Annotated in this window: 10 protein-coding genes; 5 read left to right on the forward strand and 5 right to left on the reverse strand. The window is 54.3% G+C overall.

Annotated features, from left to right (window positions below; translation table 11 throughout):
• Positions 1–4: 4 nt before the first annotated feature.
• From JIN85_RS14285 to JIN85_RS14300, 4 genes are all read right to left on the reverse strand, one after another.
• Positions 5–3502: a DEAD/DEAH box helicase gene (locus JIN85_RS14285; RefSeq protein ID WP_200271899.1), complete on the reverse strand. Its 3498-nt coding sequence runs from the start codon at positions 3500–3502 to the stop codon at positions 5–7.
• A gap of 139 nt (positions 3503–3641) precedes the next feature.
• Entirely contained in the window at positions 3642–4160 is a 519-nt protein-coding gene (locus JIN85_RS14290; RefSeq protein ID WP_200271901.1) for a DUF3592 domain-containing protein, read from the reverse strand.
• A gap of 6 nt (positions 4161–4166) precedes the next feature.
• Positions 4167–5030, reverse strand: coding sequence for an ROK family protein (locus JIN85_RS14295; RefSeq protein WP_200271903.1), 864 nt, complete (start codon positions 5028–5030; stop codon positions 4167–4169).
• A 62-nt stretch (positions 5031–5092) separates the two neighbouring features.
• Positions 5093–6988, reverse strand: a complete 1896-nt coding sequence (locus JIN85_RS14300; RefSeq protein WP_200271905.1) for a potassium transporter Kup — start codon at positions 6986–6988, stop codon at positions 5093–5095.
• Positions 6989–7113: 125 nt separating this feature from the next.
• Between JIN85_RS14300 and JIN85_RS14305 the strand changes: the two genes are divergently transcribed.
• A complete protein-coding gene (locus JIN85_RS14305; RefSeq protein ID WP_200271907.1) occupies positions 7114–8721 on the forward strand; it encodes a S8 family peptidase in 1608 nt (535 codons plus the stop codon).
• The gene (locus JIN85_RS14310; RefSeq protein WP_200271909.1) at positions 8693–9517 is read left to right on the forward strand and encodes a hypothetical protein; all 825 of its coding nucleotides are present in this window, start codon (positions 8693–8695) and stop codon (positions 9515–9517) included. The genes JIN85_RS14305 and JIN85_RS14310 overlap by 29 nt, the downstream gene beginning before the upstream one ends.
• Positions 9518–9522: 5 nt before the next feature.
• On the opposite strand, the gene aat is transcribed toward JIN85_RS14310, so the two are convergent.
• Entirely contained in the window at positions 9523–10101 is a 579-nt protein-coding gene (gene aat, locus JIN85_RS14315) for a leucyl/phenylalanyl-tRNA--protein transferase (RefSeq protein WP_234047445.1), read from the reverse strand.
• A 116-nt stretch (positions 10102–10217) separates the two neighbouring features.
• Between aat and trpS the strand changes: the two genes are divergently transcribed.
• From trpS to JIN85_RS14330, 3 genes are all read left to right on the forward strand, one after another.
• Positions 10218–11183 carry a tryptophan--tRNA ligase gene (trpS, locus tag JIN85_RS14320; protein WP_200271913.1) on the forward strand — a complete coding sequence of 322 codons (966 nt, stop codon included), beginning with the start codon at positions 10218–10220 and terminating at the stop codon, positions 11181–11183.
• A gap of 42 nt (positions 11184–11225) precedes the next feature.
• Positions 11226–11762 carry a DJ-1 family glyoxalase III gene (locus tag JIN85_RS14325; protein ID WP_200271915.1) on the forward strand — a complete coding sequence of 179 codons (537 nt, stop codon included), beginning with the start codon at positions 11226–11228 and terminating at the stop codon, positions 11760–11762.
• Between the two features lie 70 nt (positions 11763–11832).
• Positions 11833–12606 carry a M90 family metallopeptidase gene (locus tag JIN85_RS14330; RefSeq protein WP_200271917.1) on the forward strand — a complete coding sequence of 258 codons (774 nt, stop codon included), beginning with the start codon at positions 11833–11835 and terminating at the stop codon, positions 12604–12606.
• Positions 12607–12863: the final 257 nt, after the last annotated feature.

Consider the following 12863-nt stretch of genomic DNA (forward strand, 5'->3'; position numbering starts at 1 on the left):
ACGATTATTTCTTTTCGTCTTCCTCGTCGATCGTGTGATTGAGGATGAACTGGAGATCGTCCAAGCCGAGGTTCGAAGCGAACCCTTCGTCGCCAAGCACGTTGGTGACGAGCTGGGTCTTCTGGTGTTGAAGAATCCGTATTTTTTCCTCCACGGTGTCGCGGGTGAGCAAGCGATACGCGATCACCTTGTTCTTCTGGCCGATCCGGTGAGTACGGTCGATCGCCTGGTTTTCCACGGCGGGGTTCCACCATGGATCGTAAAGGATGACGTAGGACGCGGAGGTCAGGTTCAGACCGGCGCCACCCGCTTTCAGGGAAAGCATGAAGACCGATGGGTCCTTGGTGGTTTGGAATCGTTCGATTTCGCCCTTCCGGTCCTTGGTTTGACCGGTGAGGTAATGGAACGGGCGGGCTTCGAGTTCGAGACGCGCTTTGATCAGATCAAGCATCGAGACGAACTGCGAGAACACGAGCACCTTGTGACCTTCTTCGTGAAGCTGATCGAGGAGATAGAAGAGCGATTCCATTTTGGCGGATTCTTCCTTCAGGTACTTCGGATCGATCAATCCCGGGTGACAGCAGATCTGGCGCAGGCGCATCAGGCCTTGCAAAATGGCGAAGGAATTTTTCTTCACCGCTTCGTCGGAATCCAAGCCGAGGAGTGCTTTCTGGATGCGCTTGAGCTCGTTCTTGTAGAGTTCCAGCTGGATGCCTTCCATCTTCGCGTAAACTTCCTCTTCGGTCCGCGGTGGGAGATCCTGTGCCACCTGGAGTTTCGTCCGGCGCAGAAGGAACGGGCGCAGACGCGAGGCGAGGCGGGTTTGCGAAAGTGGATCTTTCCGTTTGTCGAAGCGCTTCTTGAAGTAAGCACGTGAACCAAGAACGCCGGGCATGGCGAAAGCCATCAGCGACCACATATCGAGCAGTCGGTTTTCGATCGGCGTTCCGGTCAGCACCAAGCGGTTTTGAGAATCCAGTTCACGCGCGGACTTCGCGGCTTTTGAATCCGGGTTTTTGATCTGCTGGCCTTCGTCGAGAATGGTGGTGAGCCATTTGACCTGGTTCAGCATGTCGCCGCAAACGCGGAGCTGGGCGTAGTTGAGCACCAGGATGTCGATCTTGTTCTGGATGTGTTCGACATCGATGTCGTCGCGGTTGCGAAGAATTTTGACGGTGAGGTTCGGTGCGAACTTCTCAGCCTCACTTGCCCACACATCGAGAACCGATTTCGGACAGACCACGAGCGCCGGCTTTTTCATGCCCTTTTGGCGAACGTTTTCTTCGAACAGCCAGAGCAGGTAGGTGAGGGACTGGATGGTTTTTCCAAGACCCATGTCGTCTGCCAGAATGCCGCCGAAGTTGTTGACGGAGAGGTAGGCAAGGAACTGGAAACCGTCGATCTGGTAAGGGCGAAGGGTTGCGTTGAGCGATTTTGGAACGTCTGGATTGACCTCGATTTGAATGTCGCCAGCGCGATTCTTGATGCGTTCCCAGGCTTTTGGATCGAACACCTCAGCCGCTTTCGGATCGGCAAGCTGCAGGGCGTGCATGCGATGGGTCTCGCCGGAAAGGTCGAATGGATCGAGTCCGAGGCGGGTAACAGCTTCGCGCTGATCGGCGTCGAGTTTGATCTCAAGACGCATCCATGAGCCGTCTTCCATCCGGACGTAGCCACCACGAGCGGCGACCAGCTGGCGGATCTGTGCTTTGGAAAGGTTGACGCCTTGAACATCGATGACGATGCGGAGGTCGAACCAGTCGATGTCCTGGCCGACGACCTCGAAGCGGACGGCGGCGGTGACAGGATCGGCGAGAATCGATTTAAGCCGGGTATCGATATCCAGCTCGATGTTCTCCGGCATGGCCTTGATCCAGTCGGCGAATTTCTCCGGGAATTGCTTGGTAATCCGGGATTTGAACGACAGCAGCTTCTCGTCGTAGGACAGTCCCATTTCGTCGAGAATCGATGGGACTGGGTAGAGATCTTCGCGGGCGAAGCGCAGCAGTTGCTTGCCTTTGACCGGTTGTTGCTCGACGAGCTCCCAGCCTTCCTTGGTCAGTCGCTCGGTGCGGCGGCCTTTTGATTCGATCGCTTGGACGTCGATCACCAAGTGCTCGGTTTCGGCGGCGGTGAGGCCGGCGACCAGCTTCATTTCGAAGCGTGGCTTGAGTTCAAGGTCAACGACGCGTTTCTTCAGCGACTCGGGCAGGGAGGCACCGATCTTGCGGAGAAATTCCACGCCTTCGAGCGAGTCGATCACGCGCTTCGGAATCAGATAGCGCGGCATGACTTCGGTTTCCTCAAGCCAACGTGGTGGGCCAGGGAACACGGTTTCGTCGGATTGATAATACTCGCGGCGGCCAGGAAGGAGGCGGACCGAATGGGAAACGTTCTCGTTGTTCGAGGTGACGAGCTGCAGCGCGAAGCTGTTAGGATCGTATGGATCGTCTTCACAGACCCAGGTCAGGGCTTCTTCGACGACCTTGAACTCACGGTCATCGAGGTTGACGATGTAACCTTTGAGAGCTGGTTGGCGGAACACCCGGTTCATGAAGCGACATGCTTCTTCCTGATCGAAATCAAGCGTGGTGTCGCCGTGCTTTCTAACAAACGCCAGGAAGTGCTCCCAGAGCGTCTGGCTCGAAGAATCCATGAGCAATGCGGCTTCATGGTGGAGATTGACGTAGTGCTCGATCTCGTTTTTCTCGCGCAGTTGGACCCAGACGTTGGCCTTGGCCTCACGAACTTCGAGGCGTGCTTCGTTGATGGTGGCGACCAAACGAAACTCAACTTTCAGAGGAGCATCTTGCGGCGGGCGTTCGTTGACCTGTTCGATCCGGTCATACCAGGCGGCGACTTCACGCTCCTGCTCCCAGTCCGCCATTTTTTTCTGAACGTGGCTGAGGTCGGTGATGACGCTCATGAACTCCGGATAGCTCAGCTTCTTTTTGTAGAAGGCATAAGCGATGTAGTTCCAGAACTCGATGATGTCCCCAGGAGGCATCGGCCAGAGTTCGAGTGGCTCATAGGTATTGATTTCCCAGCGTGGGGTAATGCGGACCATGTCGTGGTCATGCAGCTCGCCTTCGATCACGTAGCGGCGATAGCGCTTTTCGATTTTGGTAACGAAATCCGCTTCCTTGTCATCGAGCTCGCGACCGAGCTTTTCTTCGATGATGTCGAGAATCGGCGTGTCATCGAATTCATTCGGCGATTCCGGGAGATCTTCTCCACGGTGCATGCGCTCCATCATGGTGGCATACTGACAGGCACCCGAGACGACTTCGTCTTCTGCAGTGCAAGAGCCAAACCATCGATTTCCCTGCAGGCGGAGGCTCGTACGGAAGGTTCCGGTTTCGTCTTCCACCCGGCCTTGAATGAAGAGGTGGTTGCCGAAGATCTGTGTGACCGCACCGTCTTTTTGCAACATCTCCCCGCGTTTGCGGGCCTCCTCAGGAAAGCTGTTCAGGAAGTTAAGGGTGGCTCTGTCTGGATTCATCGCGTGTTAGGTGAAAATGTCTCCAACCCTCCAAGCCGGCAATGCCGTCACCTGCAAGGGTCGGGGCGAAGAGCTTATCCCCCGATTCCAGATTCTTTCAACCAAAACCTTGGTTTGATACGTGATCACGGGATCGACCTCAAACGGGCTGGACAATTGGCCGTTTTGGCAGGATCGCCATAATCGTGATTCCCAGGCCGGCGATGATGAACAACGAGGGGAACCAAAGTGAGTAACCCGCTGCTTTTGAGTCAGGTTTGATAATGGCCTGATCCGGGTTTTCAGGGTTCACATGGCAGATGAGCTTGGTGCCAGGCTCATATTTGGTTAGATCTTCTTCGAGTGTTTCCCGGCTCGCTCTCCATGGGTTGTCGCGCAAGGTGAGGTGCTCACTGGTTCTGGAAACGCCTTTCCACGAATATCCGAACAAGACACTGAGTTGATATTCAGGCGGAGAATTGGGATCGATCTGGCGCTGTTGGATGTTCGAGTCGAGCACCACACATGCGGTTTCAGGCCAATGATCCATCGCGCTTGCTCGTTCGTAGCTGCGCAGCATCAACCAGAAGAAAATGCCTCCGATGAAAGCCAGAAACAATCCGAGGACGGAAAGAAACCAACGACCAGCGGTAGAACGGTGAGCAGATGAATCGGTCACGGAATGTTAAAGTAAAAGTGCGCCTTTGATGCCTGCTTCCTGGCCGAGTGCGGGTGGAACGACGAAGGGGTGATCTGCTTCCAAAATCGGGAAATAGCCACCGGCGATGTCCTTCAAAATCCGGTTCACGCGGTCATGCAGACCACGTGCTTGCGGGACTCCTCCGCCGAGCACCACGATGGATGGCGAGAGAATTGCCAAAAGGGAAAGAATGCCGTGAGCCAGATACCACGCTTCCGTTTCCCAGGCGGGATGATCTTCGGGCAAGTCGCTTCCGGCAATTCCCCAGCGTTGTTGGATCGCGGGGCCGCTTGCCATGCCTTCGAGGCAGTCTTTGTGAAACGGGCAGCAGCCGACGAAATCATCCCCGGGAGAACGGGGGACTTTTAAATGGCCGAATTCTGGATGGATCACACCGTGGATCAGACGTCCGCCGCTCAGAACTCCGCCTCCAATACCGGTGCCGACCGTGATGTAGACGACATCATCGAAGCCTTTGGCTGCTCCGAGTTTTGACTCCGAAAGCGCTGCCGCGTTCACGTCCGTATCCAGCATGACGTCGATGCCGCTGAAGGCGTCGGATAAAAATTTAGCCACAGGAAATCCCTTCCAGCCGGCTTTCGGGGTGGCGAGCATGGTGCCGAAGTCGTCCGCTTTTGGGTCCACGCGAATGGGGCCAAAACTGGCGACCCCAAGGTGGTCGAACTCGCCTTCGTTTTTCAGCCAATCGACCGCACGCTGCAAGGTCTCCTCCGGTTGTGTGGTTGGAAAGCGTTCTTCCTTCCTGACTTCTCCATCGCTGGTTCCGATTGCCACCACGGTTTTCGTGCCGCCCAATTCGATTGCCCCGAGAGTTTTTGTGACTGCCATCAAGAGGATCTGTCCTCCCGATGAGGCTTGGAATCAAGCGAAACCATCCGGCCTGCCTTGAATCAAAGCGTTAAATGAGCACCCAATTCCACCACCCGTCCCGGAGGAAGTTGGAAATAGGCGGTCGCGGGAGATGCATTTCGCGCCATGGCGGCAAAGAACAGAAGGCGAAGACGATCCAAAGTTCCGGCGTCCTTGCGAATGCCGTAGGTCTCCCGACCGAGGAAAAACGTGGTTCGGCCGGGCTGATAACGGATGGCCTTGGGCAGAAGTTCTTTCAATGCCGTCGGAACATCCGGTGTTTCGGCAAAGCCGAAGCGCAGACTGAGGCGGAAAAATCCTTCGCCCAGTTCTTCGCGTGAGATGCGTTCGTCCAGGCACGCAGTGGGTTGATCCAGGGTCTGAACGTGCAGCAGGATGACCCGCTCATGGATGACCTGATTGTGCTTCAGGTTGTGCAGCAACGCGTTCGGGACAACATCGCCGCCTCCGGTCATGTAAATGGCAGTGCCGGATACGCGGTGGATTTTTCCATTTGCCAGATCCTGAAGCAGGGCATCGACAGGCAATGAATCACGGCGCATGCGCTCATAAAGCAATCGCCGACCCCAAAGCCAGGTCAGCATCAGGCTGAGAATCGCCCCAGCTATAATGAGCGGCAGCCAACCGCCATGGATGATTTTCACGGAGTTGGCGACGAGGAAGGCAACGTCCAAAACCAAGAATAGGGCGGTTAGTCCGACCGCCTTGGCCTTTGACCATGCCCAGACCGCGCGCGTAGCTGAGTAGAACAGTAGGGAGGTAATGGTCATCGTCAGCGCAATCGCGATTCCGTACGCACCAGCGAGTGCAGTCGATGTTTTGAAGGAAATCACCAGCAGCACACAGGCAAACGCGAGCAGGCGATTGACCGCGGGAACGTATACCTGACCGGCGGATTCGTCCGAGGTATACATGATCCTGACCCGTGGCAGGCACCCGAGTTGCACCGCTTGGGTGGTCAATGAAAAGGCCCCGGAAATCAGGGCCTGGCTTGCAATCACTGCCGCAGCAGTCGCCAAAAGTGTCAGCGGCAACTGTAGGATTTCCGGTGCCATCAGGATAAACGGATTGCTGATGGCGGTGGGGTCTGCAGTGAGAAGGGCCGCTTGTCCTAGATAGTTCAAGGCAAGTGCGGGAAGGACCACGCTGAACCAAGCAACACGAATCGGCTTGGCTCCAAAGTGGCCGAGATCGGCGTAGAGCGCCTCGCCACCGGTCACGGCGAGAAACACTGCGGCCAGCAAAGGCATCGCATGCTGCCACTCGCGAAACAGGAAATAGACACCCTGCATCGGGCTCAAAGCCAGCAGCACCTGTGGGTGAATGAAAAGTGTCTTGATCCCAAGAATGGCCAAAACGGCAAACCAAAGCAGCACGATCGGCCCCAGAAACTTACCGACTTTTCCGGTGCCGTGTTTTTGGATGGCAAAAACTCCGATGAGAATGCCAACGGCGATCGGAACCACGCATTCCTGCAGTCCGGGTGCGTTCACGGTTAGACCTTCCACGGCACTCAGAACGGAAATAGCTGGTGTCAGCATGCCGTCCGCATAGATGAGCGCGGCACCGACCAGGCCGAAAATCAAAACCGGCCGGGGGTCGGTCCCTCCCAGCCGGCGTGCAGCGGATCGAATCAGTGCGGATAGCGCTAGAATTCCTCCTTCACCACGGTTGTCCAAACGTAGGATGATGAAGAGATATTTGGCCGTGACCACAAGGAGAAGCGACCAAACGATCAATGAGGCGGCCCCGATCAGGTTGTCCGGGCTGAGCGGCGCGGAGTCTTCGGAAGCGAAACATTCACGGAAGGCGTAGAGGGGGCTGGTGCCAATGTCACCGAACACGATTCCCAATGCGGCGAGTGCCGCGGCCGCAACCTTCGGGTTGGCGGCGTTGTGATTCATCGAGCTGCTCATCGTAGCGACAGGGGGCCGCGCGGCCTTTCAACCCTTTTACGGGTCCGACCGGAAGCAAAAAAATTCTGCGAACCCGGCGGATCTTTTCGCTACTCTTTCGTCAAATGAGGGTTTTAATTCCCACGATGCGCCTGCGTAACTCCCTGATTTTTTCCGGTCTCGCCTTGGCGTTGCTGGGTGGATATTTCGTTGCCAAAAGTGCGGATACCAAGCTTCCGAAGAAGAAACGTGATGTGGCGGATCAAAACGTAAGGGTCAGAAAGGCAACGAATTGGGTCGATCCGGCTGCAAACTACAAAACCGAAGAGCGAACAGAGGCATTCCGGTCCGATGATGAAGCGATGGAGCAGGGAGCCTTGGTCGGCCAGCGTGCGCTGACCTTCAAGGACAAGGAATCGATGGAAGAGTTTCTCAAGCGCGCTTCCGGCCATGGATTGCTGGTGATGGGTCGAATTGACGCGCTTTTCACCCTGCGAATTGGCTTTTTGAACTATCAAAACCTGCAGGACGCTCTGGATGGGAGCGAAGAGTTATCGATGATTTTCCCGGTGACTTATCCGGAAGATGGCGCGGTTGCCGCCCAGGCGGGTGCGGTTCCATTTGGCGCTCAATTGCTTAGTTGGCTGGGCATTAACACCGACAATTCCAATTGGGGAGCTGGGGTGAAAATTGCCATCCTCGACACCGGGGTCAGCCAGCATCCATCATTTGCGACTCAAGTCATCCCGACGGCATTTGGGGACCAACCTGCGATTGCTGGCGATGTCAATGGCCACGGGACCGCAGTGGCTTCGATGATTGCGGGGACGGATTCACGAATTCCGGGTGTCGCCCCGGCGGCAACCATCCTATCGGTGGCGATTGCCGATGCGAATGGCAGCTCGGATAGCTACACATTGGCGCAAGGAATCATTGCGGCAGTAGATGCAGGCGTGAATCTGATCAACATTTCCATGGGCAGCACCGGGGATAGTGGCGTCGTGCGAAATGCGGTCGCTTATGCGGAACAAATGGGTGTGCTCATCGTTGCGGCTGCGGGAAATAACGGCAGCGATTCTCTTTCCTATCCGAGCGCTAACGACGGAGTGATCTCCGTCGGCGCGGTGGACGCCAATGAATCCCACCTGGCATTTTCCAATAGCGGAGACACTCTGGCACTTTCGGCTCCCGGCTACGGGATCAACGCTGCATGGACCGATGGAAAAGCGATGTCTGTCAGCGGAACGTCTTTCAGCTCGCCGATTGTTACGGGGCTCATCGCCGCGACCATGACATCCGGGACTACGGCGATGACCGCGACTCAGGCTTACCAAACCCTGATTGCAAATGTGAACGAGGCAGGTGCGCCTGGCTATGATGCGCAAATCGGCGCTGGCATTCCGAATATGGGTCGCGTGCTGAACGCAGGAACACCGGGGATTTACGATGCAGCTGTCGCTTCAAATTGGATCAGCAGCAGCGCAAACGGAACGCCCCAGCTGCAGGTCACCATTCAAAATCGCGGCACCGAAACTTTGATCAATACCGGGTTGAGTGTCACCAGTGTTGGAGCGCCGACAAATTACACGGTGACGACGCTGGCTCCTGGCGCAATCCAGACCTTCAATCTGCCGATCTACGGCTCAACGGGGACTTTGCGTGTCGATTCAACGGTCAATCTTTCCGGTGGCGTTACCGATGTAAACCGGGGTAATGATCGTCGTCTTGAAACTCTCAGCGTCCAATCCAATTAAACTTCTGCTGATCGCCGCAGTTTTGCTCTGCAGCGCAAGCGGTGAGGAGCTGCGGAAAGCACCAAATTTTGACGCGAAACCCGTCGACCAACTGACAGTCGCGGGCAATGCCTGTGGACCTGCCGCCTTGCTGGCATCATTCCGGTTTGGCGATGATCCGTGGCGCAAAGTCGCAGACGATGTGCCCGGCGATACCGAGCGCGAACGCATTCTCTCCATCATTCGTAAGGAAGGTTCGCGTCTCTCCACGCATCTGGACCATCACATTCGCTGGTCGCGCAAGGGCGTGAACGTGGTCGATCTCTGCGACATGGCGAATGAAATGACGCTGGGGCGATACCTGCCACGCATCGAATATGAAATTTTTATCCTCAAGAACCGGGAAGATCAGTCCGAGTTGTTGAAGCGTGTCCATTCAAGATTGTCCAAATCTCTCGCCAAGGGTTTACCGCCCATGATCAGTCTACGCCGATTTGCAAATCGAAGCGGAAAGGAGCAAGGCAAATGGGAGATCGTCGATGGCCATTTCGTGACGGTCATTGGCATTTCGAAAAAATTGCCACGCGGTGCAGATTCTTTTGCTGTGACCTATCTCGACCCCTGGGGGGGCAAGCGCTGTGAAGGCGTGATTAAAATCCCTCAGGTTGCGTTTCTCCAACCAGGCAACGCCAATCCGGATCCGCAAATCTCACCGAGTCTCGAAGCGGATTTTCCGGAAGCTGGAATTGGCAAATCAAGATTGGGAAAAGAGGACCTGACCGTGATCACCGTAGCCGCCGGGATTGGTCGGTGGTGATTGGTTCAGGGTTCATTCCGGTTGCGCTGGTATTGCTTCAAAGCTTGCGACAGCGCCCGGTGGTAGTCGGTGCGGGCTAACTCATAGCCACCGAATTGCCGGAGGTGAGTGGTCATCCATTGCGTGTCTAACAGCGAGTAGCCCCACTCGCGCAACTGGTTTACCAAAGCGACGAGTGCGATTTTTGATGCATCGGTTTTACGGGAGAACATGCTTTCACCAAAAAACACGCCAGGCAGTGCCACTCCGTAAAGACCGCCTTGCAAACCGTCTTCGTCCCAGCACTCCACCGAATGGGCGCACCCGAGTCGATGCAGCTCGCAATACGACTCCAGAATGATGTCATCAATCCAGGTTTCCTCCCGTTCAGCACAGCCCAGCATGACTTCACGGAATGAGGTGTTCCAACGCACCTCAAAGGGGTGCTTTGTCAGTGCTTTGCGCAATCCACGTGGAATGTGAAATCGGTCGTCCAGCGGAATAAGCCCACGCATTTCTGGCGAAAACCAATGAATCTCTCCGTCATCTGCCATCGGAAAGACGCCGCGTGCATAAGCTTCCAGCAAAATCTCGGGTGGAATCATCTTGGGCACACAGCGAAATTGGGGCGTTCTATCGATCTTTGTCAAACCCGGCAGCTTCACCGAGTATTGGCTACAGTTCTTGACCGGAACTCCTGACGCAGGACATGTTCTCCGGCATGAGAACTTTGACGGGCTTGCAGCCAAGCGGCGTACTCCACATCGGCAATTATTTTGGCGCGATGGAGCCTGCGGTGCGTCTGCAGGAGGAAGGTGAGGCGTTTTACTTCATCGCGGATTACCATGCGATGACATCGAATCACAATGCGGACGAATTGAGAAACAATGTGCGTGGCATTGCCGTGGATTTCCTGGCGTGTGGCCTGGATCCGGAGCGTGCCGTGTTTTTCTGTCAAAGTGCCGTGCCTGAAGTGAACGAACTGGCATGGATACTTTCCACCGTTTGCCCGATGAGTCTTTTGGAAAAATGCCACTCCTACAAAGATAAGATCGCGAATGGCATCACGCCAAACCACGCCCTGTTTGCTTATCCAGCACTGATGGCGGCGGATATTTTGTTATATGATTCGAACCGGGTGCCGGTCGGGAAGGATCAGAAGCAACATCTGGAAGTCACTCGTGATTTGGTGGTGAAGCTGAATGAGACTTATGGCGAAGGCACCGTTGTTTTGCCGGAGCCGATCATTCGCGAGAATACTGCTTTGGTGATTGGTTTGGATGGCCGCAAGATGAGTAAGAGTTATCATAATACCTTGCCGATTTTTGGTGATGAAAAGCCACTGAAGAAGTTGGTGATGAAGATTGTGACCGACTCGACGCCTGTCGAAGAGCCGAAACAAGTGGAAGGCTCAACCATCCTCGCGCTCTATCAATTGTTCGCCAGCGAATCGGATTATGCCACCATGGTTGCAGATCATCAGAGTGGTGGATTTGGCTATGGTGATTTCAAAAAACGGTTGGCTGAAGCGTATTGGGATTACTTCGCACCCATGCGCGAACGCCGGGCGGAAATCCTGGCAGATCCAGGTTATGTGGATGCCGTGTTGAAATCGGGTGCAGAACGTGCGCGTGAGGAAGCGTCCCGTGTGCTGGGCCGTGTCCGCAAAGCGGTGGGTCTGGTTTGATCCCAGGTTGATCGGAACAAAAATTCGTGACACGCTGATGACATGAACAAACGTGTCTTATGCGTGGCGGCGGATGGATTTGAGGAAATCGAATTGGTAACTCCAGTCGATCTCCTTCGCCGTGCGGGTGTTGAGGTGGTGATTGTGAGTCTTCACGAAAAGCTGGTGAAGGGTCGCAACGGGATCGTTTTGCAAGCCGATCTCAAACTTTCTGAGATCGATTCAAGCCAGTTTGATCTTTTATTTGTCCCTGGCGGTCCAGCAGTCGGCGAACTGAGGCGTGATGGATCTGTTGTAGAACTAGCCCGGCAATTTTTTCAAAACGGCAAATGGGTGGCAGCCATTTGCGCAGCACCTTTGGTTCTGCTGGATGCTGGCTTGTTAGATGGAAAGGAATACACCGCGCACTTCAGCACTGCAGGCGAACTTGCCAAGATTCTGCCGGATCGCGTGGTGGTTGATGGTCTTATTATCACTTCACGAGGTGCTGGGACAGCATTGGATTTTGGCTTCAAGTTGGTCGACCTGTTGGTTGGGACAGAGGTGACCTCAGAAGTCTCTCAGGCGATCATGGCATGAACCAAAGTCGTAAACTATCCCGAGATCATTGGAATTGCCGCATGTTCAAAAGCCTTCAATATCATCGCGAATGATCTGGGAGAAAATCAAAGCGATGTTCGAGGAGACAGAGGTGGTGGAAGATTTGTTCCATCAGGAATGGATTGCGATCTTGGTCGCGAATGTTCCTTTATACTCGAAATTGCCTGCGGATCTGAAACTGAAATTGCACGAAAAAATCGGTCGATTCATTCATACCACCCGATTTGAAGGTTGCAATGGCTTGGAATTAACCGAAGCGATGATTCTAACAATCGCCGCTCAAGCCTGCATGCTGGTATTAAATCGCTATGGTGATCCCTATCCGGATCTAACAACGGTATATCTTTATCCAACCACTTTTAGTTCGGTTCAACGCACACAGGACGCGAATGGCATTGTTACAGAAGGTGTCGTGCATCGATTGGGAGAATCATGGCGAACGGGCAGCGTCGTCCTAGCGTGGGATTCAGTGGCTCAAGGTGCAAGGAATCCAGCAGATGCACATAACGTCACATTCCACGAATTTGCACATCAGTTGGATCACGAAAACGGCAGTACAGACGGGGCTCCGCCACTTGAAAGTCGCGAAGCCTACCGCTCATGGGCCAGAATCTTCAGCGAGAACTATGCTGAATTTCTTGAGCTGGTCAGAAGAGGCAAGCACACACTCATTGATCCCTATGGTGCCACCAATCCTGCCGAGTTCTACGCTGTGGCAACCGAAACATTCTTCGAAAAACCGAAGCAACTGCATAAGCGCTACCCGGATCTCTATCGCGAACTCAAAGACTTTTACGGTGTCGATCCACAAGACTGGCTGTGATGCATGATTATTTTAGAAAATAGGCCTCATCAACGTCTTAAATTTTCAATCGTAAATACGGATTGGATTTCTCGATATTAGGCGGATGGATGATGGTGTAAAGTTAATGGTAATCTTGTTCGTCGTGTAATGTGTGTTTTTTTGGGTTAAATTATGATTTGTTAATAATGTTCGACCACAAGAAGTAATTGGATGAGTAATATTACTGCGATTATCGCGATTATAACGTTTAGAGTGTAAAATGAAAATTTGAGTTT

The sequence above is a fragment of the Luteolibacter pohnpeiensis genome, assembly GCF_016595435.1.
Taxonomy (GTDB): Bacteria; Verrucomicrobiota; Verrucomicrobiia; order Verrucomicrobiales; family Akkermansiaceae; genus Luteolibacter; species Luteolibacter pohnpeiensis.

Excerpts from the sequence above, each read along its gene's own strand:
- trpS (WP_200271913.1), top strand. The coding sequence starts at position 10,218 with ATGAGAACTTTGACGGGCTTGCAGCCAAGCGGCGTACTCCACATCGGC.
- JIN85_RS14295 (WP_200271903.1), bottom strand. The coding sequence starts at position 5,030 with ATGGCAGTCACAAAAACTCTCGGGGCAATCGAATTGGGCGGCACGAAA.
- JIN85_RS14305 (WP_200271907.1), top strand. The coding sequence starts at position 7,114 with ATGCGCCTGCGTAACTCCCTGATTTTTTCCGGTCTCGCCTTGGCGTTG.
- aat (WP_234047445.1), bottom strand. The coding sequence starts at position 10,101 with ATGATTCCACCCGAGATTTTGCTGGAAGCTTATGCACGCGGCGTCTTT.
- JIN85_RS14285 (WP_200271899.1), bottom strand. The coding sequence starts at position 3,502 with ATGAATCCAGACAGAGCCACCCTTAACTTCCTGAACAGCTTTCCTGAG.
- JIN85_RS14330 (WP_200271917.1), top strand. The coding sequence starts at position 11,833 with ATGATCTGGGAGAAAATCAAAGCGATGTTCGAGGAGACAGAGGTGGTG.
- JIN85_RS14300 (WP_200271905.1), bottom strand. The coding sequence starts at position 6,988 with ATGAGCAGCTCGATGAATCACAACGCCGCCAACCCGAAGGTTGCGGCC.
- JIN85_RS14325 (WP_200271915.1), top strand. The coding sequence starts at position 11,226 with ATGAACAAACGTGTCTTATGCGTGGCGGCGGATGGATTTGAGGAAATC.